Source organism: Jeotgalibacillus sp. JSM ZJ347 (assembly GCF_044383825.1).
GTDB lineage: Bacteria > Bacillota > Bacilli > Bacillales > Jeotgalibacillaceae > Jeotgalibacillus.
This window is the reverse complement of record NZ_JBISEN010000006.1, coordinates 25,122-48,450: the sequence shown is the minus strand read 5'-3', so window position 1 is coordinate 48,450 and position 23,329 is coordinate 25,122. Positions and strand designations below refer to the sequence as shown.

21 protein-coding genes, 1 pseudogene and 1 riboswitch are annotated in these 23,329 nt (G+C 41.7%); of the genes and pseudogenes, 19 read left to right on the top strand and 3 right to left on the bottom strand.

Annotation, left to right across the window (positions count from 1 at the left end; all coding sequences use genetic code 11):
* The 3 genes from gatA (at nt 1) to ACH6CZ_RS14460 (ending at nt 4,291) form a co-directional block, all read left to right on the top strand.
* Complete coding sequence (gene gatA, locus ACH6CZ_RS14470) at nt 1–1,452, top strand: Asp-tRNA(Asn)/Glu-tRNA(Gln) amidotransferase subunit GatA (protein WP_374098169.1); 1,452 nt, start codon at nt 1–3, stop codon at nt 1,450–1,452.
* A gap of 12 nt (nt 1,453–1,464) precedes the next feature.
* A complete protein-coding gene (gene gatB / locus ACH6CZ_RS14465) occupies nt 1,465–2,898 on the top strand; it encodes an Asp-tRNA(Asn)/Glu-tRNA(Gln) amidotransferase subunit GatB (protein WP_374098168.1) in 1,434 nt (477 codons plus the stop codon).
* A 412-nt stretch (nt 2,899–3,310) separates the two neighbouring features.
* Nucleotides 3,311–4,291, top strand: coding sequence for a diacylglycerol kinase (locus ACH6CZ_RS14460; protein ID WP_374098202.1), 981 nt, complete (start codon nt 3,311–3,313; stop codon nt 4,289–4,291).
* Nucleotides 4,292–4,324: 33 nt separating this feature from the next.
* On the opposite strand, the gene ACH6CZ_RS14455 is transcribed toward ACH6CZ_RS14460, so the two are convergent.
* Nucleotides 4,325–4,768, bottom strand: coding sequence for an NUDIX hydrolase (locus ACH6CZ_RS14455; protein WP_374098167.1), 444 nt, complete (start codon nt 4,766–4,768; stop codon nt 4,325–4,327).
* A 413-nt stretch (nt 4,769–5,181) separates the two neighbouring features.
* On the opposite strand from ACH6CZ_RS14455, the gene rlmD reads away from it, so the two are divergent.
* From rlmD to ACH6CZ_RS14400, 11 genes are all read left to right on the top strand, one after another.
* Nucleotides 5,182–6,558: a 23S rRNA (uracil(1939)-C(5))-methyltransferase RlmD gene (gene rlmD, locus ACH6CZ_RS14450; protein WP_374098166.1), complete on the top strand. Its 1,377-nt coding sequence runs from the start codon at nt 5,182–5,184 to the stop codon at nt 6,556–6,558.
* Between the two features lie 21 nt (nt 6,559–6,579).
* Nucleotides 6,580–6,780, top strand: coding sequence for a hypothetical protein (locus tag ACH6CZ_RS14445; RefSeq protein WP_374098165.1), 201 nt, complete (start codon nt 6,580–6,582; stop codon nt 6,778–6,780).
* A 288-nt stretch (nt 6,781–7,068) separates the two neighbouring features.
* A riboswitch (purine riboswitch) is annotated at nt 7,069–7,170 on the top strand.
* A 142-nt stretch (nt 7,171–7,312) separates the two neighbouring features.
* Nucleotides 7,313–8,506 (top strand): NupC/NupG family nucleoside CNT transporter, encoded by a 1,194-nt coding sequence (locus tag ACH6CZ_RS14440; RefSeq protein WP_374098164.1) that lies wholly within the window; start codon nt 7,313–7,315, stop codon nt 8,504–8,506.
* A 317-nt stretch (nt 8,507–8,823) separates the two neighbouring features.
* Nucleotides 8,824–9,561 carry a tRNA pseudouridine(38-40) synthase TruA gene (gene truA / locus ACH6CZ_RS14435; protein ID WP_374098163.1) on the top strand — a complete coding sequence of 246 codons (738 nt, stop codon included), beginning with the start codon at nt 8,824–8,826 and terminating at the stop codon, nt 9,559–9,561.
* 165 nt (nt 9,562–9,726) lie between these two features.
* A complete protein-coding gene (locus ACH6CZ_RS14430; protein WP_374098162.1) occupies nt 9,727–10,413 on the top strand; it encodes an undecaprenyl pyrophosphate synthase in 687 nt (228 codons plus the stop codon).
* Nucleotides 10,414–10,645: 232 nt separating this feature from the next.
* The gene (locus tag ACH6CZ_RS14425) at nt 10,646–11,602 is read left to right on the top strand and encodes a LacI family DNA-binding transcriptional regulator (protein WP_374098161.1); all 957 of its coding nucleotides are present in this window, start codon (nt 10,646–10,648) and stop codon (nt 11,600–11,602) included.
* 402 nt (nt 11,603–12,004) lie between these two features.
* The gene (locus tag ACH6CZ_RS14420; protein ID WP_374098160.1) at nt 12,005–13,135 is read left to right on the top strand and encodes a GGDEF domain-containing protein; all 1,131 of its coding nucleotides are present in this window, start codon (nt 12,005–12,007) and stop codon (nt 13,133–13,135) included.
* Nucleotides 13,136–13,386: 251 nt separating this feature from the next.
* A complete protein-coding gene (locus ACH6CZ_RS14415; RefSeq protein WP_374098159.1) occupies nt 13,387–13,587 on the top strand; it encodes a hypothetical protein in 201 nt (66 codons plus the stop codon).
* Nucleotides 13,588–14,135: 548 nt separating this feature from the next.
* A complete protein-coding gene (locus ACH6CZ_RS14410; RefSeq protein WP_374098158.1) occupies nt 14,136–14,765 on the top strand; it encodes a transporter in 630 nt (209 codons plus the stop codon).
* 63 nt (nt 14,766–14,828) lie between these two features.
* Nucleotides 14,829–15,611 carry an SDR family oxidoreductase gene (locus ACH6CZ_RS14405; RefSeq protein WP_374098157.1) on the top strand — a complete coding sequence of 261 codons (783 nt, stop codon included), beginning with the start codon at nt 14,829–14,831 and terminating at the stop codon, nt 15,609–15,611.
* A gap of 99 nt (nt 15,612–15,710) precedes the next feature.
* Nucleotides 15,711–16,490, top strand: a complete 780-nt coding sequence (locus ACH6CZ_RS14400; protein ID WP_374098156.1) for a Cof-type HAD-IIB family hydrolase — start codon at nt 15,711–15,713, stop codon at nt 16,488–16,490.
* A 208-nt stretch (nt 16,491–16,698) separates the two neighbouring features.
* Here the strand turns inward: ACH6CZ_RS14400 and ACH6CZ_RS14395 are convergent, their stop codons facing one another.
* Entirely contained in the window at nt 16,699–17,142 is a 444-nt protein-coding gene (locus ACH6CZ_RS14395; protein ID WP_374098155.1) for a MarR family winged helix-turn-helix transcriptional regulator, read from the bottom strand.
* Nucleotides 17,143–17,277: 135 nt separating this feature from the next.
* Here ACH6CZ_RS14395 and ACH6CZ_RS14390 point away from each other — a divergent pair, with 135 nt between their 5' ends.
* From ACH6CZ_RS14390 to ACH6CZ_RS14375, 4 genes are all read left to right on the top strand, one after another.
* On the top strand, nt 17,278–18,708 hold the full coding sequence (locus tag ACH6CZ_RS14390) for an MDR family MFS transporter (protein ID WP_374098154.1): 1,431 nt from the start codon (nt 17,278–17,280) through the stop codon (nt 18,706–18,708).
* Nucleotides 18,709–18,820: 112 nt separating this feature from the next.
* Nucleotides 18,821–19,564, top strand: a complete 744-nt coding sequence (locus ACH6CZ_RS14385) for a YqcI/YcgG family protein (protein ID WP_374098153.1) — start codon at nt 18,821–18,823, stop codon at nt 19,562–19,564.
* Nucleotides 19,565–19,575: 11 nt separating this feature from the next.
* Nucleotides 19,576–20,403, top strand: coding sequence for an NAD(P)H-hydrate dehydratase (locus ACH6CZ_RS14380; RefSeq protein WP_374098152.1), 828 nt, complete (start codon nt 19,576–19,578; stop codon nt 20,401–20,403).
* A gap of 177 nt (nt 20,404–20,580) precedes the next feature.
* Nucleotides 20,581–21,078, top strand: a complete 498-nt coding sequence (locus ACH6CZ_RS14375; RefSeq protein WP_374098151.1) for a DoxX family protein — start codon at nt 20,581–20,583, stop codon at nt 21,076–21,078.
* Between the two features lie 255 nt (nt 21,079–21,333).
* Here the strand turns inward: ACH6CZ_RS14375 and ACH6CZ_RS14370 are convergent.
* Nucleotides 21,334–21,444, bottom strand: a pseudogene (locus ACH6CZ_RS14370) (short-chain dehydrogenase); the annotation flags it as partial.
* 185 nt (nt 21,445–21,629) lie between these two features.
* Between ACH6CZ_RS14370 and ACH6CZ_RS14365 the strand changes: the two are divergent.
* On the top strand, nt 21,630–23,282 hold the full coding sequence (locus tag ACH6CZ_RS14365) for a sensor domain-containing protein (protein WP_374098150.1): 1,653 nt from the start codon (nt 21,630–21,632) through the stop codon (nt 23,280–23,282).
* Nucleotides 23,283–23,329 lie beyond the last annotated feature (47 nt).

Below are 23,329 nucleotides of genomic sequence, written 5' to 3'. Positions count from 1 at the left end.
ATGTCTTTATTCGATCACAAACTGGCTGATTTGCATGATCTTTTACATAAAAAAGAGATTACAATTGCTGATCTTGTCCGTGAATCATATAAGCGTATTGAAGAAGTTGATGGAAAGGTCCAGGCCTTTTTAACACTTGATGAAGAGCGTGCACTTGCACGTGCAGAAGAGCTTCAAAATAAAATGGGCACTGACGAAGGCCTTCTTTACGGAATGCCAATCGGTGTAAAAGATAACATTGTTACGAAAGAACTGCGTACAACTGCAGCAAGTAAGATCCTTGGAAACTTTGATCCGATATACAATGCGACAGTAGCGGACAAACTGCACACAGCTGATGCAATCACAATCGGAAAGCTGAATATGGATGAATTCGCAATGGGCTCTTCAACAGAGAACTCTCATTTTGCAAAAACAAAAAATCCGTGGAACCTTGAGACTGTTCCAGGCGGATCTTCAGGTGGATCTGCAGCAGCCGTTGCAGCCGGGGAAGTGCCATTTTCACTTGGGTCTGATACAGGCGGATCAATCCGTCAGCCTGCTTCATTCTGTGGCGTTGTAGGTCTTAAGCCTACTTACGGCCGCGTGTCACGTTTTGGATTAATTGCATTCGCATCTTCTCTTGATCAGATTGGTCCTATTACGACAAATGTAGAAGACAATGCGTATCTATTAGAAGCGATCGCAGGACTTGATCCAAACGATTCAACGTCTGCGAATGTAGACGTACCGAAATATCGCAGTGCACTGACTGGCGATATTAAAGGGATGAGGGTCGCTGTACCGAAAGAATACCTTGGTGACGGGGTAAGTGAAGAAGTACGTCAATCTGTACGTGAGGCGCTGAAGGTACTTGAAGGACTTGGTGCAACAATTGATGAAGTATCACTTCCACACTCTAAATACGGCGTAGCAACTTACTACCTGCTATCTTCTTCTGAAGCTTCAGCGAACCTTGCACGCTTTGACGGGATCCGTTACGGCTACCGTGCTGACAACGCTGAAAATCTGATCGATCTTTATAAAAAGACACGTGCTGAAGGCTTCGGTGACGAAGTAAAACGCCGTATTATGCTTGGAACGTATGCACTGAGCTCTGGCTATTACGATGCTTACTATAAAAAAGCACAAAAAGTACGTACATTAATTAAGCAGGACTTTGAAAAAGTGTTTGAAGACTATGACGTAATCGTAGGTCCTACAACACCAACTCCTGCATTTAAAATCGGCGAGCAGATTGATGATCCGCTGACAATGTATGCGAATGATATTCTGACAATCCCAGTGAACTTAGCTGGCGTACCTGGTATTTCTGTGCCTGCAGGACTTTCTGAAAGCGGGCTGCCGCTCGGTCTACAGATTATCGGGAAGCACTTTGATGAAAGCACTGTTTACCGCGTAGCACATGCATATGAGCAGGCAGCAAATCACAACATGAAGCCGGAACTGTAGGAGGGAGAAGACATGACAAACTTTGAAACGATTATCGGACTTGAAGTCCACGTAGAATTAAAAACTGATTCAAAAATGTTCTCTCCTGCACCTGCGCATTTCGGTGCGGAGCCGAACACAAATACAAACGTCGTAGACCTTGGCTACCCGGGCGTATTGCCTGTCATCAACAGACGCGCTGTTGACTGGGGTATGAAGGCAGCAATGGCACTGAACTGTGAAATCGCTGAACATACGAAGTTTGACCGTAAAAACTACTTCTATCCGGATAACCCGAAAGCATATCAGATCTCACAATTTGATCAGCCAATTGGTGAACACGGGTGGATTGAAATTGAAGTAGACGGTTATAAGAAAAAAATCGGTATCACGCGTCTTCACCTTGAAGAAGATGCAGGTAAACTGACGCATACAGATAAAGGGTATTCACTTGTCGACTATAACCGTCAGGGAACACCGCTGATTGAAATCGTATCTGAGCCGGACCTTAGAACACCGGCTGAAGCATACGCATATCTTGAAAAAATCAAGTCAATTATTCAGTACACAGGCGTTTCTGACTGTAAGATGGAAGAAGGGTCACTTCGCTGTGATGCGAACATTTCACTTCGTCCGGTTGGACAGGAAGAATTCGGTACAAAAACGGAGCTGAAAAACCTGAACTCATTCAACTTTGTTAAAAAGGGTCTTGAGTTTGAAGAGAAGCGTCAGGAAGAAGTACTGCTTTCAGGCGGAGCAATCCAACAGGAATCACGCCGCTTTGATGAGTCGACAGGCAAGACGCTATTAATGCGTGTAAAAGAAGGCTCTGATGACTACCGCTATTTCCCTGAACCGGATCTTGTATCAATGGTGATTGATGAAGAGTGGAAGGAGAGTGTACGTAAAACGATCCCTGAACTTCCAGATGCACGTAAAAAGCGCTATGTAGAAGACCTTGGTCTGCCGGCATATGATGCAATGGTACTGACGCTCACAAAAGAAATGTCAGATTTCTTTGAGCTGACGCTTGAACAGGGTGCTGATGCGAAGCTTGCTTCTAACTGGCTGATGGGTGAGGTATCTGCTTACCTGAATGCTGAGCAAAAAGAACTTGATGATACAGCGCTGACGCCACAAGGTCTTGCCGGCATGATTAAGCTGATTGAAGATGGCACGATTTCATCTAAAATCGCAAAGAAAGTCTTCAAGGAACTGATTGAAAAAGGCGGAGATCCACAAAAGATCGTAAAAGAAAAAGGTCTTGTTCAGATTTCTGATGAAGGCCAGCTGCTTGGCTTTGTTACTGAAGCACTGGATAACAATCCACAGTCGATTGAAGACTTTAAAAACGGTAAAGACCGTGCAATTGGTTTCCTGGTTGGTCAGATTATGAAGGCATCGAAGGGGCAGGCGAACCCTCCGATGGTGAATAAGCTGCTGATGCAGGAGATTAAGAAGCGATAAGTACATTGGGAAGAAACGCACTTTTGGGGTGCGTTTCTTTTTTGCGAGTGGTTGTTGTAGGATAGTCAGGGGAAGGATCCTGGTGCGCAGTAATGATTGCTTCACATTTCTGATTAATTCAATGAGCAATCAGGTTTATTCGTCCTGTGGCAGGATGTGGGTAGATGATTCCATTACTTTTTGATAAGATTTCGATCAGCCCAGGCATTTTAACTTACACTTTTTATTTTTTTCCAATACCCCGCCACTCTGTATTATCGGGAAAAAGCAAGCTATCTATGGTAAAATCCGTTAAATAACAGTATGATGAGGGTAAGCCTTACTATAAGGCTTATTCTTTTTTGTTTACATACAATGAAAAGTGATTATAATTTTATAGTATGCTTAATTTAAAAAAGGCAGGCTGAATATGATGAAACGAGCTAGAATTATTTATAATCCAACTTCAGGCCGAGAGATTTTCAGAAGGCATTTACCTGAAGTTTTAATGAAATTAGAGCAGGCCGGATATGAAACTTCCTGTCATGCGACAACGTGTGCGGGTGATGCTGCGGTTGCTGCGGCTGCAGCAGCTGATCGGGGATTTGATCTGATTATTGCTTCGGGCGGGGATGGTACGCTGAACGAAGTAGTAAATGGTCTTGCTGAAAAACCGAACCGTCCAAATTTGGGACTCATTCCGATGGGGACAACAAATGATTTTGCGCGTGCGCTTCACATTCCGAGAGATATTGAAGATGCAGTGGATATCATTATAAAAGGTGACACGATTCCTGTGGATGTCGGCAGAATGAATGATAAATATTTTATTAATATTGCCGGCGGCGGGCGCATGACTGAACTGACATATGAAGTACCCAGTAAACTGAAAACCGTACTTGGGCAGCTGGCATATTACTTAAAAGGTATCGAGATGCTGCCTTCTTTCAAGCCTACAAATGTCCGGATTGAATATGATGGAAAAGTGTTTGAGGGAGAGGTCATGCTCTTTTTGATCGGGCTGACGAACTCAGTGGGCGGATTTGAAAAGCTGGCACCTGACTCTTCCATTAATGATGGGTTGTTTACACTGATGTTCCTAAAGAAAACGAACATGGCGGAAACCATCCGTGTGATTTCACTCGCACTTCGCGGAGAACACCTGCAGGATCCACATCTTGAGTATGTGAAAGCAAATCATATTAAGGTAACGTCAAAGGAAACGGTTCAGTTGAATCTTGACGGAGAATTCGGCGGGCTGCTTCCTGCAGAGTTTCAGAACCTGTATCGTCACCTGAACGTTTGTGCTCCGCTGGATAAGCTGCGTAAGGAAGACCGTGTAGATAATGATAAAAATGTAGTATTAAAGAACAGTCTGATTGATGAAGAAGATGAAATCAGAAGTGATAAATAAGTAAAAGCCCGGCGCAATTGCCGGGCTTTTATACTATACCTGTTCCAGCCAGTCGACTGCATTGTCCATGTCAGCTGCAAGCTTTGAGGCTTCTTCTATTGGCTGCCACTCGAAGTGGAATTTCATGCCGTCATCTTTCCCATCGCTTTCCACTGTATATTCCCACTCATTTTCTACCGGACGTATTAATGCCAGATGGAAAAAGTTACGCTCATAATACTTTGAGCGATCCTCTGAATAATACATCTGTTTATGAAGTTTACCCTGTAATTGAAGCTCATCTCTCTTCAACCCGGTTTCTTCTTCAATTTCGCGATAAAGTGCATCAATCAGCAGTTCATCGTCTTCAACGCCGCCGCCAGGTACCTGGAGGCCAGCTTGCGGACGATCCTTCTGTGAAAAGACAAGCAATTCAGTCTTTCCTTCATTCTCCCGCGTGATATATGCGAGTACTTTCTGTTTAACAATCTGTCCCATATCGCTTCCTCCTTAGTTTGAATTTTTAGAATAAAAAGAATAGTTTCTCTATTCTACACACCATTAAATAAAAAATCAAGGTTATTTAGGTAATTTTATATATACCCCTTATAGGGTATGGTTAAACAAAAAGGTGAATATTTATTACTTTGGCGAATGATTTCCGCTTCAGGGGGATGCTTTCCGCGGCCGGGCGGTGATTCGCCATGCCTTGTCTCACCTGTCCCTTCCTGCCGCAGGAGTCGCCCCCTTACGCTTCAATCATCCACTGTGAATAAACTTGAATGGTGGATTAATAAAAAGAAATGAAATGATTATTCATACTTTGATTCATGATCAATTAATTTCAGTCATTGAAACAAATATGTGCTACAATAATGGGCAGCGATTCTAACGAAGAGGGCGATGTACTAATGACAAAAAAGCAGGCTTTACCTGTTAAAAAGAATGATACTGTGACAGTGACGATAGAAGATTTAACACATGAGGGACATGGTGTTGGAAAAGTGGACGGTTATCCGTTGTTTATTCCACTGACGCTTCCTGATGAAGAGGTGAAAGTAAAAGTCCTTAAAACGACGAAGAATTTTGGTTTTGGCAAGATGCTTGAACTTGAATCAGTGAGTGAGCATAGAACGGAACCGCCATGCCCTGTCTATGACAGATGTGGAGGGTGTCAGTTGCAGCATTTCAGCTATGAAGGACAGCTTTCTGCGAAACAGAAGCAGGTGCAGGATGTACTTGAGCGGATTGGAAAGATCAACGATGTCCCGGTTCACCCGACACTCGGTATGGAAGATCCTTGGCGCTACCGTAATAAAAGCCAGATTCCTGTCGGCAGTGAGAGTGGGCGCGTCATTGCAGGATTTTATGCAACGAGAAGCCACCGGATTGTGGATACGGATGTGTGCCTGATTCAGGAAGATATCAGCGACCGTGTGATGAATATTGTTAAGGAAGAAGCAGCGCGTTTTGGCATTCAGCCTTATGACGAAGAGCGGCATAAAGGAGTGCTGCGTCATGTCGTTGTCCGCTACGGCAGAACTTCAGGTGAAGTGATGGTTGTGCTTGTAACAAGAACAAAGCATCTGCCGCATGCCGAGGACTTAACGGCTGTGCTACGTGAAAAAGTGCCAGGTATGAAGTCCATTGTTCATAACATTAATGATCAGCGGACGAATGTGATTCTTGGAAATAAGGGACAGACGATCTGGGGCAGCGATGTGATTTATGATTCAATCGGTGATGTAAAGTTTGCGATCTCAGCGCGCAGCTTCTATCAGATTAACCCTGTACAGACAGAAGTTCTTTACCAGAAAGCCCTTGAATATGCGCAGCTGACAGGAGAGGAATTTGTGATTGATGCTTATTGCGGCATTGGAACGATCTCACTCTTTTTAGCGCAAAAAGCGAAGAAAGTGTTTGGTGTTGAGATTGTCAAACAGGCGATTGAAGATGCGAAAGCCAATGCAGAACTGAACGGCTTTGATAACACTGAATTTGAAGCGGGACCAGCTGAAGAAGTGATTCCTGCATGGTATAAAAAAGGCAACCAGGCAGATGTCATTGTTGTGGACCCACCGAGAAAAGGCTGTGATCAGGCACTGCTTGATACGATGGTTGCGATGAAGCCGAAGCGTATTGTGTATGTGTCATGTAACCCTGCAACACTTGCGAGAGATCTGAGGATATTGGAAGACGGCGGGTATAAGACGCAGGAAGTACAGCCTGTTGATATGTTTCCTCAGACATCGCACGTTGAGAGTGTTGCCTGGCTTGAACGAGCGTAAAAGTTTTTAAAATGAGGAGATATGGAAGTAAACAGAAAATGGCTATCAATAACTGAACAAACGAGAAAAATGCTGATCGGAAATGTATGCTGTGGTCAATGTCTGGATGCAGTAACCATAAAGGATGTTATCATCGCAAGTGATCCAATTGATGTTGTGCTTGAGGGGAAGTGTGCCGATTGCGGGCATCCTGTGGCAAGAGTGGTCGAAATGAATGAGTGAAGTTTGTAAAATAAATTAATCAGGACTTTATTTTAAGGATCTTGAGCCACATCAGGGTTTATGAAATAGAGGGTTAGCTAGCTGACTTGGATCAATGATCTGAGTCGGCTTTTTTAAGTTGACCTGGATATAATGAAGACAGAAAATGCAGTGGGTGTATTATGTCTTACTACGAACTACCCAAGTGAAAGTGATAGATGAGTTATCCTGATCGTGCGAAATTTCACAATATATAATCTTTATGATTTTATATTGTGTAAAAGTTCTTCCTCATGTTAAAGTGTCAAAACAAACTTCATATGAATTCCTTGTATATCTATGGTGATATGGACCATAAGTCTCTACCTGGCAGCCTTAAATTGCCGGACTATAAGGAAAGTCATTCTATGCATGAAAAGTGTATGGGGCTTTCTTTATATTGTGAGAAAGTCACATACACTTTTTATTTTTCCTTTAAGTGGTCTGACATCTTACGACTATATAGAATTATAAGCAATGATTGAAGTAAAACATCACCGGGAGGTATTTTGCTTTGAGTTTAATTTATGGCATTTTTTCTTTGATAGGAGTCCTTTTTTTAGCATGGTTATGGAGTAGTAATCGTTCTGCGATTAAATGGCGTACAGTCATGATTGGGATTGTTCTTGAATTTTTACTCGTATTGTTTGTATTGGAAGTTCCTTTTGGGCAAACACTGTTGAACCAGGCGGCGCTCGGTGTGCAAAAGGTTATCGATTATAGTACAGAAGGTATCATGTTCGTTTTCGGAGGTTTTTTTGAAGAAGGGACCAACATCACTTACGTTTTTGCGATTAATGTCCTTGGCGCGATCATTTTCATTTCCGCTCTTATTTCAGGGCTTTACTATTTACGCATCATTCCGTTCTTTGTAAAATATATCGGAATTGGGCTTGGCAAAATTTTAGGTACAACAAAGGTCGAATCGTTCAATGCGATCGGCAACTCTTTTTTAGGTCTTGTAGAAGCTCCGTTATTGATCAAGCCTTACCTGATCAAGCTGACCCGATCTGAGGTATTTGCTGTAATGGTTGGAGGCACCGCATCTGCAAGCGGGGCAATTCTGATCGGGTATTCTTTAATGGGGATTGATATGAGGTTCCTGCTTCTCTCCGTTTTCAGTGTGCCGATCGTTTCACTCATCATTGCCAAGGTGATGGAGCCTGAGACTGAGGAGTCGCAGACAACAGGGGATATTGCACTTGGAAAAACAACGCATACGAATATATTCGAAGCAATATCAGATGGTGCGCTGAACGGTACAAGACTTGCCATCAATATTGGAGGGCTCCTGATTGCTTTTATTGCCATCCTGGCGATGATTAACGGGCTGCTAGGTCTAATCAACACAGATCTTTCCACCATTTTCGGTTATGTCTTCTTTCCTTTAGCATTACTGATTGGTATTCCAATGGATGAGGCATTCAGGTCAGCTTCTATTATAGGCACAAAGCTTTCAGTTAACGAATTTGTTGCCTTTAACGAGCTTTCAGCAATGATGGATGACCTTTCTCCAAAAACAGTGGCCATTTTATCCGTTGCACTATGCAACTTTGCTAATCTGTCTTCAATTGGCCAATTGATAGTTGGATTAGGTTCACTTGAGCCAAGTCAGCAAAAGACTGTATCCAAATTAAGCTTAAAGGCAATCGTGGCAGGGACCCTGGCAAGCTTTATTACAGCGATTATTGTCAGCATCTTTTTATAAGTATTATAACGATCGTGAAGGTAGTATGCGGTCAAATATCAGTAAAGAACCAATCAGAGACAAAGCTGATTGGTTCTTTTAAAAATGGGGGTTTTAAAAAGAACTTCCTGAATAGTTGATCTGCTAATGACGATAAGAGCACAATATTATCTGTGATGATAGCAAGTTGAAACAAAATGACTTTGCTGCTGATTTGCAAAGGAAAAAGATTTATTGTTAAATCTGACCCTGCAGGCGTTATACTGGTAGAATACTACGCTGCGTCAATGGTGTAGGCGGAGTGATGGTAATAGATGAACAAAGAACAGGAGATTTAAATGAATAACTATAAATTAACAATTCAATATGATGGTGGCCGTTATAAGGGCTGGCAGCGGCTCGGAAATAGTGACAATACGATTCAGGGTAAAATTGAAAATGTGTTAACAGAGCTTGCTGGTGAAAAGATTGAAATCATTGGATCAGGCAGAACGGATGCGGGTGTGCATGCACTTGCACAAATCGCGAATTTCAAAATGAGTAAGCATGCAACTGAGGAAGAGGTCATGCAGTATCTGAACAAGTATCTTCCTCATGATATCAGTGTGATTGATGTGAAAATGGTGGATGACCGTTTTCATTCCCGCTACAATGCAAAGGATAAAACGTATATGTATAAGATTTGGAACGAGCAGTATACGCACCCATTTATGCGGAAATACAGCATGCACGTTGAGGAAAAGCTTGATACCAAAAAAATGAGAAAAGCATCTGCATATTTCCTCGGGGAGCATGACTTTACTTCCTATTCCAATGCAAAGTCGAAGAAAAAGTCTATGGTGCGTGAAATTCACTCACTTGAAATCAATGAGCATGACGGTTTTATCGAAATCAAAATCCGGGGCAATGGTTTCTTATACAATATGGTAAGAAAAATTGTTGGTAGTTTAATCGAAGTTGGATTGGGAGAAATGGATGCTGCTGCAATACCCGGCATTCTTGAATCAAAAGAAAGAATTCAAACAGGTCGTATGGCAATTGCAGAGGGATTGTATTTAGAAAAGGTCGGTTTTTAGACTATACTTATATAAATAATACAAAATGCTTAATTGACCCAGTACTCACATTAATTAGTGAGTGCTTTTTTTTTATATTTTTATTGATTATCAATAAAAATATATTTATAATCATATTAAATATAATGATTTTCAATTAATTTGAAATCGGAAGGTGATGGGAAGATGAATCAGACAACAGGTATTTCACATATCGCAGTCATTATGGATGGGAACGGACGGTGGGCAGAGAGAAGAGGTCTTTCTCGAACGGAAGGTCATCTTGAAGGGGTGTCAGCGGTCGTAAGAATTGTCAAAAAAGCGTCTGAGAGAAACGTGAAGTTTTTAACGCTATTTGCATTTTCATCGGAAAACTGGAAGCGACCGCAAAAAGAAGTTGAATTTATTCTTCAGCTGCCAAAAAAGTTTTTGTTTCAGTATCTGCCCGAACTGATAAGAAATAATGTGAAAATAAATCTGCTTGGAGATCTTCAGCAGCTGCCATATAGCACACGTGAAGCGCTGAAGCATGCAGTGAAAAAGACGGCTAAAAATGACGGGCTGCAGCTGAACTTTGCTTTGAACTACGGTGGAAGACAGGAGATTCTAAAAGCTTTTGAAATGATGAAAGAAGACGACGTGGAATTTACTGAAGCTGCCGTATCAAAATATCTATACACGAATCAGATGCCGGAGCCGGATCTGCTGATTAGAACAGGTGGGGAGAAAAGGCTGAGTAATTTTCTGCTCTGGCAGATGGCATATACGGAATTTTATTTTTCCGCTGCACTTTGGCCTGACTTTTCAAATGAAGAATTTGATCTGGCAATCAACGAGTTTAACGGTAGACACAGGCGTTTTGGAGGATTGTAGAAAAAAGAATCTCGCCTGCCGGAAACGAATTAACTCTCACAACATACTTGACCTGAAACGCGTTTCATCCTTTACGTTCAATTCAAATGAACTGAAGGAGGGAACGCGTATGTTGTATTTACCGGTATTGTGTGCAATTGTTTATGTAGCATGTCTGACTGGTTCAAGGGTTAAGCCTGAGGAGGTTCAGCCGATTGAATCAATTGAGGATTATTTCCGATGAGGTGAAGGTATGACAAATATTCGTGATGTGGCAAGACTCGCCGGGGTCTCTGTTTCAACCGTATCAAGGGTGCTGAATCAACATCCATATGTTCAGGAAGAGAAGCGGCAGGCAGTGCTTGCAGCGATTGAAGAAAGCGGGTATGTGAAAAATCTGAATGCAGTGAGTCTCAGCAAAGGAAAAACCGAAATGGTTGGGATTGTACTTCCATTTACTGACCATTCGTATTTTGCAGCACTGCTTAAAGGCATTGCTGAAGAAGCCCGAATCAATAGCAAAAAGCTTGTCATGTTTCAGACAGATTATGAAACTGACCAGGAAATTGCAGCACTTGAAATGTTAAAGCATAAGCAGATTGATGCCTGCATTTTCTGCTCACGCTCGAGTGACTGGGCACTGATTGAACCGTATCAATTATATGGACAACTTGTCATGTGTGAGGAAATTCATCAGGAGGTTTCCTATACGTTTATCGATCAGTATGGGGTATTCATGAAGGCGCTCCATTATCTTGAACGAAAGGGCTATAATCGGATAGGTTACTGCATTGGCAGAAGGTCAGGAACAAATAGTCAGGAAAGAGAACGTGCATATAGAGACTTTTTAAGCAGCAGACAGATTCCATTTAATAAATCCTGGATTTTTGATGACTGTTATCATGTGCAGGACGGGGAGCGGGTGTTAGAAGAAATCAGCCGCATGACCGATAAGCCTGATGCCCTTTTAGTCACGAATGATCAGACAGCTGCAGGTATTTTGCTCACCGCTGAAAAAACAGGGCTTAATATACCTCAAGATCTCGGTATCATGGGTTTTGAGAACCATCCGATTGCTGAAATGCTATCAATTACAACGATCGATCTGCCATTAGAAGAAATGGGAAGGAATCTTTTCAAACAGGCGATAAAGCATGGCATCGAAAAGCATGAAGTAACCGTTTCATTGATTGAAAGACGAACGTTGTAAACCTGTTTCAAATAAAATTTTATCTATACAAGTGAATAATAAAAGAAAAATGGAAAGGTTGAAGAAGCTTACTTTGACGAGATATGTGATGATGTAAAACGTGACGTAGGAAAAGTATAAATACTTGATCTTAAACTCGTTTCATCCATTATGTGAGACTTACACATAACTAAAAATAGAAACATACAACTTATATATGGCTGAAAGAAGATCAATATAGTAATTGTCACAGGCGTGCTAAAGCAATTGACTTAAGCACGTTTTTTTATGTTTTTGTATAAACAGAAAATTCTTAATTGAGAAAATATACCTTTGACAATGGTGAAAAAAGGAGGATAATTATATTAAAACAGATAAAAATGGGTCTTTTGCTTTGTATCCCAATTGGATAGGAGAGGGAATATGGATTACTTAGTGCAATTCCAGCTGAATGTCTTTGCCTTTGCCATATTAATTATCCTTTATATTATCGTGAAAATGAGGTCGAAAGTTGAAACCTTCAGTAAGAAGTTGCTGATCCTGATTATGATCACAAGCGCGGTCGCGATGGCACTGGAGCCTGCTACATGGATTTTTGATGGTATGCTTTTCCCTGGTGCTTATTTTCTGGAATACAGCACCAACTTTTTACTGTTTCTTATTGGTCCTGTCCTTGGCGGATTCATGCTGTCTTATGTGGAATATCATATTTTTAAAGACCCGAAGCGTATCATTAAAAAAGGTTACTATCAGCACTTAAGTGTTCTGACATTTTTCGTACTACTGGTGAATATGATGTATCCATTGTATTTTGACGTGGACCCTGTCTCAAACAGCTACAGCAGTGGAGCATTTAAGGACATTCATTACGTTGTACTGGCAAGTTTTTATATCTACATGATGTACTTTCTGTTAAAAAACCGCAAAAATACGAATTCATATGTCATTAATATTTTTCTTGGTTTCTTCGCGCTTCCGATATTTGGAATGGTGATTCAGATGTTTGATTCAAAGCTGTACTTTTCATGGACATCCGGTGTGCTTGGTATTCTGGTGGCATACATATTTTTAGAATCCACTACAACAGAAGAAGATTTTCTCACCAAGCTTTATAACCGTCACAGCTCTGAGGTTTATCTGAAACATTTAAAAGAAGTTGAAAAGCCTTTTGGTATCATGCTGATGGATTTAAATAATTTTAAAGACATCAATGATGAGTATGGTCATCAAAAAGGTGATCAGGTTTTAATCGGGTTTGCAAATGTATTAAGAAAAGCATTTCAGCAAAAGGGATTGATTGCGAGAATTGGCGGCGATGAATTCATTATAATATTTGAAGGTGAATATATGAAGCCCGATCAAATTGCTGCAGATATCGACCTTCATCTGAATAAACTCGAGGACCCGGTGTTGAAGCAACTAAGCTTCAGTTATGGGTTTGAAATGTATCAGCAGCAGTTCACATTAAAAGAAATGTACATGGCTGCAGATGAAAAAATGTATCGTTATAAACGCGAATTTAAATCAATGAAAGATAAAGAGCAATTGATGTAATGATATAAGGTGATATAAATAAACGGTGATAGACGAAAAGAGCCTGGAGCTGATCCAAGGCTCTTTTTAATATGACCAATGCCCTGTTTATAAAAATCTATGGAAAGCAACCCAGCTTTTAAAAGTTTTAAACATAAACTATCATATCCGGCTTAAAAGAGGGGAATAAATAGCTTCTTCAAGTCAATCAGGCTGTGACTGCGGCGGAACAACAGCAGCTGCAAACCGTTGAAGTTTGTGCAGAGGCTACTGTGACACTTACACCGACCGTTACCTGTATCAATGGACCATTAGTGAATACCAGCTGTACATTTACAGTCTCACAGGTCATCTGTGTAACGATTCCTCTGAAGTTCTCTGCGGATGTAAGTGCAGTGCCATCAGGAGGCGCATGCGGCGAAGCTGTTGCAGGTAGCTTACGTCCATCCAATCAAGACGATGATCTCGAATAACTGAGCGAGGCTGAGACAAAGTGTCCCGGCCTCTTATCAATCTTTAAGACTCATCATCCAGACAGTCAGGTGCTTCAGTATCACAAAAAACTTTACTGGTTTCACAAAAGCATCTGCTTCAAACTTCAGCGGTATTTTAATACATAAATCCTGAGAAACGGTGAATCTGCAGCCATCATCATGTTTTTTATCTTTTGCTTTATATTTGTTCAGACCAAACCTCGGATAGGACGGCTCAAAATCCGGTTCTTCCTCTACATTGGAAGGTGCACACTCAATACTTTAACCCTCCGTTATTTTTACAGTCGGCTTAATTGTGACGATGGCTTCTACTCTCACATTCTTATGCATGATGGAGATACACGTCTCAGTCTGCGATGGTTTATCATTTATTTTTTCATCCTCTGTGGAATGTTCTATATAACAGTTAATGCTTTAAAAAGAAATTATGTCTGTAGTGTTTCAGCAGAAAATTTGTGATTTTGAAACCAAATGACTGATTCTTTGGTACGATAAATAAGAAGTTTTTTAAGGGAAGGTGATCATTGATGTCATCTGTACTGTCAAAAATATACGAGGGCTTCATGATCATACTTGTGATCTTTACGATTACAACCTTGTGGAGTGACCAGCCGTACAGCTCACTGACAAACTGGATTGTCTGGCTAATCTTTTTTATTGACTTTGCTGTCAGGTTTTACAGAGCAGATTCAAGATGGGGATTTATCAAAAAGCACCCATTTCTGACAATCGCGATTATTCCATTTGACCAGTTTTTTCAGGCTGCAAGAATCGTCAGGGTCATCTATCTGTTCCGTACAAAAACGATTACCAAGCATTATGTGCAGCCAGTGATCGATAAATTCAGCAACGCTTCAAAGCTGATTTTACTGGCAAGTGTAATTGGCTTATTTTTCATAGAATCCTTGGTCATCTGGCTACTTCCAAATGTCATTACCACTTACGGGGAAGCGCTCACCTTTATATTTAGTCAGCTATTATTCTTTGGCCGACGCATTTATGAAATAGAATCTACACTGATGCATACCTTTGTTATTGTCAATTCAATTATCGGCGTGATTATGCACGGGATTGCCCTGCAGTGGCTTTTCAATAAATTTGATCATACATTTGCTGCCGCTAAAAAGTACATGAAAGACAAGGTGTCTTCATCCTGACGTTTATATTTCCTTCAACTGGGAACAAGTGGTGTATGACTTGTTAATAGGAGGAATTGATCGATGACTAAGACGATTTTTATTACCGGTGCAGGTACCGGTCTTGGAAGAGGGGCTGCGCTCGGGCTTGCGAAAGAAGGACATAAAGTCATTGCAACAACGGAGTTAACTGCGCAAAAAACAGATTTGATGAGAGAAGCTGAAGATCAGGGTCTTGAAATGGACGTATTCAAACTCGACATTACCAATCAGCGTGACCTGGCAGAAATCGCAAAATACGATTTTGATATTTTTGTTGCCAATGCTGCTATAAATGAAGGCGGACCGCTTGGTGAAGTGCCGATGGACCGTTTTCGTGCATTATTCGAGGTCAATGTGTTTGCAACACTTGAAACAGCGCAGCTAGCAGCTCAGAAGCTTGTGAAAAAGGGGAGCGGGAAGATTGTCTTTATGAGCTCAATGGCAGGCATTTCTGCTACGCCATATGTTGGACCATACACTGCTACAAAACATGCACTAGAAGGCATCGCCCAGACAATGAAGGCTGAGCTTGAAGAATTCGGTGTGAAGGTGGCAACCATTAATCCAGGTCCATTTGCCACAGGCTTTAATAAGCGCAGCGCTGAAGAAAAGTGGAAATGGTATAACGAAAACGAACACTTCACACGTAAAGAGGACATGATCGAGCAGGAAGAAGGACTAAAAGAATTTGATCCTGAAGATATGATTAAAAAAATGATCGAAATTATCCCGGCCGATCACCATAAATTCCGCACGGTTTATCCGCAGGAAACAGAGGATCAGCTGAAAGAAACGCAGAAAGAACGCTGGAATATGGAGATTTAAACAATAAAGCAGCTGACTATCAGCTGCTTTTTCTGTGCGAAAAATCATAATCTGCGTTAGACTGTATATACAAACCAATTGAAAAAGGTAGGATGGACAATGGAAAAAAGTATCATTTTCTTCGATATAGACGGCACACTACTCAATCACGATAAAAAATTGCCCGCTTCAACAAAAAAGGCAATCTTTGATCTTCAGGAACTCGGTCACGAAGTCGCAATTGCAACAGGACGCGCACCGTTTATGTATGAGGATCTGAGAAAAGAACTCGGAATCCGCTCATTTATCAGCTACAACGGTCAGTATGTTGTACTGAATGATGAAGTGATTTATACAAATCCCCTTAACGCTGATGCGCTCGAAAAGCTGACAGCGACGGCCGTTGAAAATGAACACCCGGTCGTATACATGGATCATAAAGATATGAAGGCCAACGTTCGTCAGCATGCTTATATTGAAGAAAGTATCGGCACATTAAAAATCGATATGGAACCGACACATGACCCGGACTATCATGTAGATCGTCCGCTATATCAATCTCTTCTGTTCTGTGAACGCGGAGAAGAAGAACAATACAGACAAACATTTGAAGACTTTGACTTTATCAGATGGCATGCCTATTCAGTCGATATTCTGCCTAAGGGCGGTTCAAAGGCGCAGGGTATTTCAAAAATGATTGAAAAACTGGGCTACCCCCCTGCACGCCAATTTGCATTTGGAGATGGTTTGAATGACATTGAAATGCTGACTGCTGTTGAAAACAGCTTTGCCATGGGGAATGCGATGGATAAAGTGAAAGAGTCAGCTAAATTCGTGACAAAATCCGTTGAGGAAGATGGAATTTTACATGGGTTGAGGATGGCAGGTTTAATAAAGTGAAAAAAATCCGGCGTGATGCCGGATTTATTTTATAGTGGGGGGAGAGAGGAAGTAGTTATTTTTACACTATTCTAAGAACAGGGTTGCTTTTTCTAAGAACGTCAGCTGTTGTTCTGAGAATCACACGTTGCATTCTAAGAACAACTCATGTTTTTCTCCGAACACCACTCATTTTTCTACGAACCCAGAACCCCAAACAAAAAACGAGTCACTCATCCCCCGACCAATATACCTTCACCGATTCATTAAATTTCTTTAACAGCACGCCGAACTGTTCACGTTCCTCATCCGTCCAGTCAAATAACAGCTCGTCTACTTTTTCTCTTCGTATTTTCTGATATTCAACCATTTCACGCTGCCCGGCTTCAGTAATTTCATATAAATAAGAACGTTTATCCTGAGGGAAAGGGACTTTTTTGATGTAGCCCTTCTGATCGAGTGAAGCTGCCTGCCTGCTGACAGTTGAAATATCAAGCTGCAGTTCTTCAGCAAGCCCTTTAACACCGGCAGGACCGTGCGTTGATATTTGAAACAAGAGCAGATAAGCTGCCCGGACGAGATTTTCTTCCCGTTTACTTCTTGAAACTGATGCGATCCTTCTGGAGAGCACAGCCATTTCTAATTCTATTTGTGCCAACGATTCTTCTTTCATGTGTATACCGCCTTTATTACGTGATAAAGCAAGTTGTTTGCCACCTGATAGTTGTATGATACAATTATATAGTTGTATAATGCAAATACTTGATTCGTTTTGAGAAATTAAATAGACAGAAAGAAGGATATAACTATGGCACATGCAGAAAGTCAGCCGGCTGCCGGAGCCGGAATTAATAAGGTACCACTGCTGATTGTGTTAATTTCAGGCGCATTTGCAGCGATCTTGAACCAGACACTTCTGGCAACTGCGATTCCTGTTATTATGGAAGACCTTCAATTGAATGCTTCTACTGCACAATGGCTGCAGTCAATCTTTATGCTGGTAAACGGGATCATGATTCCGATTACAGCATTTTTAATTGAGAGATTTACGACAAGACGATTATTTTTAACAGCTATGGGGCTGTTCGCATTTGGTACGCTGGTCTGTGCGATTGCACCAAACTTTGGCGTTTTACTGACAGGCCGTGTACTTCAGGCATCCGGGGCGGGAATTATTATGCCGCTTATGCAGACGATCCTGTTTTTAATTTTCCCGATTGAAAAACGCGGACAGGCAATGGGGATGTTTGGTCTCGTTATTGCTTTTGCGCCGGCAATCGGACCGACATTGTCAGGATGGATGGTTGATCAATTTCCGTGGAGAAGTTTATTTTATATTATTCTTCCGGTTGTGATCATTGATATCATCGTCGCCTATTTCATTTTGAAAAATGTCACGAAGCAGACGTTCCCTAAGGTTGACCCAATGTCAATTGCGCTATCCACACTTGGTTTTGGCGGACTGCTGTATGCTTTCAGTACAGCCGGAAACAGTGGATGGGCAAGTGCCCAGGTGCTGATTTCACTGGTCGTCGGACTGATTGCGCTGCCAATATTTATTACTAGACAGTCAAAGTTAAAGCAGCCGATGCTGGAATTCAAAGTGTTCCGCAATAAAGTCTTTACGATCACAACCATTATTGGAATGGTCGTATTTATTGCGATGATCGGAGGGGCGGTTGTACTGCCGCTGTTAATGCAGAATATGCTTGGATTTTCTGCTTTTGAATCAGGACTGATGCTGCTTCCTGGAGCAGTACTGATGGGACTGATGAATCCTGTATCAGGTAAGCTTTTTGATATGTTTGGTGCGAGATGGCTTGCGATTACGGGAATGTCGTTACTGACCATTACAACCTTTATGTTTACAAATCTGACGACAGAAACGACGTTCACTTATCTTGCTTCAGTTAATGCAGTGCGGATGTTTGGTCTGGCGCTTGTCATGATGCCGGTCACAACAGCCGGCCTGAATCAGCTGCCGACAAGCCTGATTCCACATGGTACCGCCATGAATAATACAATGAGACAGATTGCAGGAGCAGTCGGAACAGCATTACTTGTCACAGTTATGTCCACTGCTGCCATTCCTTCTGAAGGAGTGGAGGGGATGGTCCACGGTGTAAATATTTCATTTATTGTAGCAGGGATTACAGCGCTTATCGGTCTTGTCCTCGCATTTTTTGTGAAGTCCAAAAAAGAAATCGATCGTGACATTGCGAATGAAAATCGCGCGTAAATCAGGACAGTGCTCTGCAGAGAGCACTGTCTTCTTTAGTTTTTCAAATGAACGTTTCTTAACTGGAAATATAGGGTAGAGTCAATCATCAACCATTATTGGAGGAAATCAAATGGCATTAAAGAGTTCAGGATTACTGACAAAAGAAGACATGGAAAACCACGAGCAGCTGCCGGAGTGGCTGATCAAAGAATACCAAACGTTCGAAAAAACTGTACTGGATCCAACGTTCCCCTGCTATTTTGGCATGAAAGGCCAGCGTAAAGGAGAACTTCGCTATGCATACATATCACAGGATGACTGGACCAATTTACCGGAGGCAGTCGGAGAATTTCTGACACTTTTTAATGAAGCGACAAAGATTAAGCATGGACTGTTTATTTTTGTTGAGCCGTTTGAAGAAGAAGGTAGACTTGATGATTATCGCGCACAGTTCTGGGATATCATTCAATATCTTCATGATCAGGATACAGTGGAATGGCCTGAAGACCATCCCAAAGACCCTGAGCACTTTCTGTGGGATTTTCATTTTAAAGGGGAGCCAATTTTTGTCTTCGGAAATGCGCCAGCCTATAAGCAAAGAAAGACAAGAGATCTTGGAAACAGTATGGTGCTCGGATTTCAGCCGCGAGCCATTTTTCAGGGGCTTGAAGGTACAGAAAAGGGTGGTATCATGTCCCGTGAAAAAGTCCGAGAGCGCGTTGAAGCATGGGATCAGCTGCCTAAGCATCCTGATATCAGTCATTTTGGTGATCCAGACCACAATGAATGGAAGCAGTCCTTTATTGGGGACGATATAGAGCCGATCACAGGGAAATGTCCATTTATGCATAAAGACTTGAAAATCCATTCATGAGAGGAGCCGGCATGATGAAAAAGTGGCAGGCAGAAGATGTAATAAATACACTACCAGAAAGAAAGGCAGATGCACATAAAGGTACATATGGTACAGCACTCATTGCTGCAGGAAGCAGATTCATGCCGGGTGCTGCTGTCCTTTCAGCAATTGCGTGTATGAGAAGCGGAGTCGGAAAACTTGAAGTCGGTACAGAAGAATCAGTCATTCCATATATCATCCAGCATCTACCTGAAACAACGTTTGTTCCGGGTTTTTATGAGCGGCTGGAGAATCTGTCATTTGACCACTATCGCGTTCTAGCGGCAGGACCTGGAAGAGAAGCGGATGATGAAACTGAACAGACGGTCAAAGCGTTTCTGTTAACAGACCTTCCTGTGATTCTCGATGCCGGTGCACTAAGTAAAAGAACATATTCAGGTCGAAAAGCGCCAACTATATTAACCCCTCATCCGGGGGAGTTTGTGCGTATATCAGGATGTTCAAAAGAGGAGCTTGAAGAAAACAGGCAATCAGTCGTGACTCAATTTGCACAGGAAGCAGGTGTTACGATTGTGTTAAAAGGAAAACAGACGCTCATCGCATTTCCTGATGGTGAAATGTACGAGAATACAACCGGAAACAGTGCATTGTCTAAAGGAGGGACGGGTGATACTTTAACAGGTATGATCAGCGGGATGATCTGCTGTCATGAAGATTGGAAGTATGCTGTATTGAATGGAGTCTACATGCACGGAGCAACTGCAGATGACTGGGTTAAAACGAAATCTGCACACACCATGCTTGCACATGAGATTAATGATTTACTCCCGGAAGTGTGGAAAAAATATGAGAAATAATCAGTCCGTGAACGATTTGTGAAATACTGAACAAAATATTGCGTAAATGGAAAACATCCTTTATTATAAAGGTATCAAATAAATGTGAAATGTTTCACAAATCAAACGTCAGCAAACAGCACTTATTTTTTTATCATCTTATGTGAAATATTTCACAAATAAAAGGAGAGTTGTACATTGGGTGAAAAATGGTGGAACGGTAAAGTGGCAGCGGGTATTTGGACAGTATTAAGAGTCTGGTTAGGTGTTCAGTGGCTTCAGGCAGGGTGGGGGAAAGTGACAGGCAAATTCGATGCGACAGGTTATCTGCAGGGTGCGATTGCGAAAGCGGGAGGAGAAGCACCGGTAGTCGCAGGCTGGTATGGTACATTCCTTGAAACGGTGGCACTGCCAAACGCAGAGATTTTTAACATTCTGATTCCCTGGGGAGAATTGTTTGTGGGACTTGGTTTGATTGTCGGATTGCTTACAATGCCGGCTTTAGTCGCAGGTGCATTTATGAACCTTAACTTCCTGCTTGCAGGAACAATCAGCACAAACCCTGTATTACTTGCAGCAGCAGTGGTTCTGATGTTTGCAGGATATACGGCAATCCGCTTCGGCTTAGACAGATGGGCAGTACCAATGGCGAAAGAAAAAGTAACGAAACGTACTTTGAGAGAGGTACACGCATAAATTAGGGAAAGAGAGCTGGAGGGCTGAGGTCCTCTGGCTATTTTGTGGTTTTGAGGAGGGGGCTACAAAGAGGCCGGTCCGGTGAATATATCTATCGGCAATCGGTTGGATTCGATCAGCAATGATGATCATTCCATCATCTTTACCGATTATTCGGCCTGAACGGATTTTGCGGGATTTTTCCGCTCACCGATCAAAATTTTTCACTCATTTCTTGATTTTATTCTATCACCCATTAAAGTTTTCAAGCGTTGCTACTGCCTGCCCGTCTTCTTCATTGAAGTCAGCCCGTACAACGTTCATTTCTTTTTCCTCAAATGCTTCAACTGTTGCAAGTCCAATTCCTGAGGCGCCACCTGTTACGATTGCAGTCTTCCCAGCAGATTCATCATCGTTTCCTCCTTAAAATTGACTTCCAATATCTTCATTCGACATAAGTATAGAGATTCCTTTAAACTCATATCAACAAGCAATTAGATGTGTCTTTACATCAATGTCATTAATGAATACTATGATATTAGATTTGGATTATATTTTAGGAGGATGAGTCCATGAATCATGAGCATCTTCTGTACAGAGTAGTTATGAGTGGAATTAAAGAAATGGTTTTTATTGTGAAAGTGGAAATTGATGGGGAATTTACATACGCTTTTATCAATGAAGAAGCTAAGATGAGGGCTGGATTAAGTGAACGTGATTACGGTAAACCAATCAGACTCATTCAGGATCCAGACGTAACATCTTATTTATATGAACAGTATAAACAGGTGGTGATGACACGGGAAGACGTGATCTATAAGGACGCTTATCAGTCTTCATCAGGAGAAGTCTATTATTCGAAGACGCGACTTTCACCGCTCTTTGATGAACAGGGAAACTGTGCATATATCACTGCGCTGGTTCAGGATATTACTGAATCAACCTGGGCTGAGAGAAGTGCGATCGAATCAAAAAAGCGTGCTGTTGAAAGCAGCGAGCGGTTCAAATCATTATTTGAACATAACCTGGATGCGATGATGCACCTGAACCTTGAAGGTGAGATTGAATCCATGAACAGAGCGGCAGAGGATCTGTTTCATCAGGAAAACATTAGAGGAATGAATTATACTCACTGGATCGCATCTGCTGACAGGCTTCAGACTAAAGACTGTTTTCAATCGGCGGTTGAAGGTAAAGCAGAGTCACTCAGGCTGTCGATCAGACTTTCTGAAGATGAAGTGATTGAAGGGATCTCGCTGTTTGTGCCTGTTTTAGTGAACGGTGAAGTGACAGGGATCTACTGGATCCTGAAAGATGTAACAGGGGAAATAAACGCTGTAAGGAAGTTTGAAGAAAGTGAAGAGAAATTCAGAATCATTGCAGAAAATGCACAGGACCTGATTACACTAGTTGATCATAGAGGATTGATTATCTATACTTCACCTTCCTATAAAAAACTGCTTGGCCATGATGAAACTGATTTTGAAGGAAAACCTTTTTCATTCGGCGTAGAAGAAAAGTATATCGAGAGAATAGATCAGGCATTCGTCCGAGCAATAAAAGAGGGGGAACCTTTCAATCTTCAGGTCAGACAGCTTACTGCTGATCATACAACGATTTGGACTGAAGTGCAGGGGACGCCTGTATTTGACGAGCAGGATACGTTTAAATATATGGTTGTGATCTCAAGGGATATTACTCTGACCAAACAACAGGAAACAAAGCTTAAGCATTTTGCCTATCATGATTCCCTGACAGGACTCCCGAACAGACGGATGCTGCAGGAGGAAATGAAGAAGGAATTAGCTAAAGCTGACACTGTATTTTCTGTAGTAATTTTAGATATCGATCACTTTAAGTCAATCAACGATCAAAAAGGGCATGATGCTGGTGATGCAGTCATTGAAGAATTTGCTGCACGGCTGACTGGCAGTGTCAGGTGGTCAGATCTGGTTGTCAGGCTTGGAGGAGATGAGTTTGTCATCCTGTTATATGATGTGCAGTCAAAGGCAGTTCTTTCTCAAATTGCAGATAAGATTCTTGAGTCAATAAGAGCGCCTTGGTTCATCCGGCATCATCAGTTTGATGTGACGACAAGTATTGGCATGACGATTGTCAGGGAAAAAAACCACTCGGCTGAAGAGATTCTAAAAGCTGCTGATGAAGCACTTTATCTGGCAAAAGAAAAAGGGAAAAATACCTTTGCAGTGCTTGAGCTGAACTAACGGTCTATTTGCCTTCTTTTGTTAAAATCAGTATAGTGAAAAGGCAG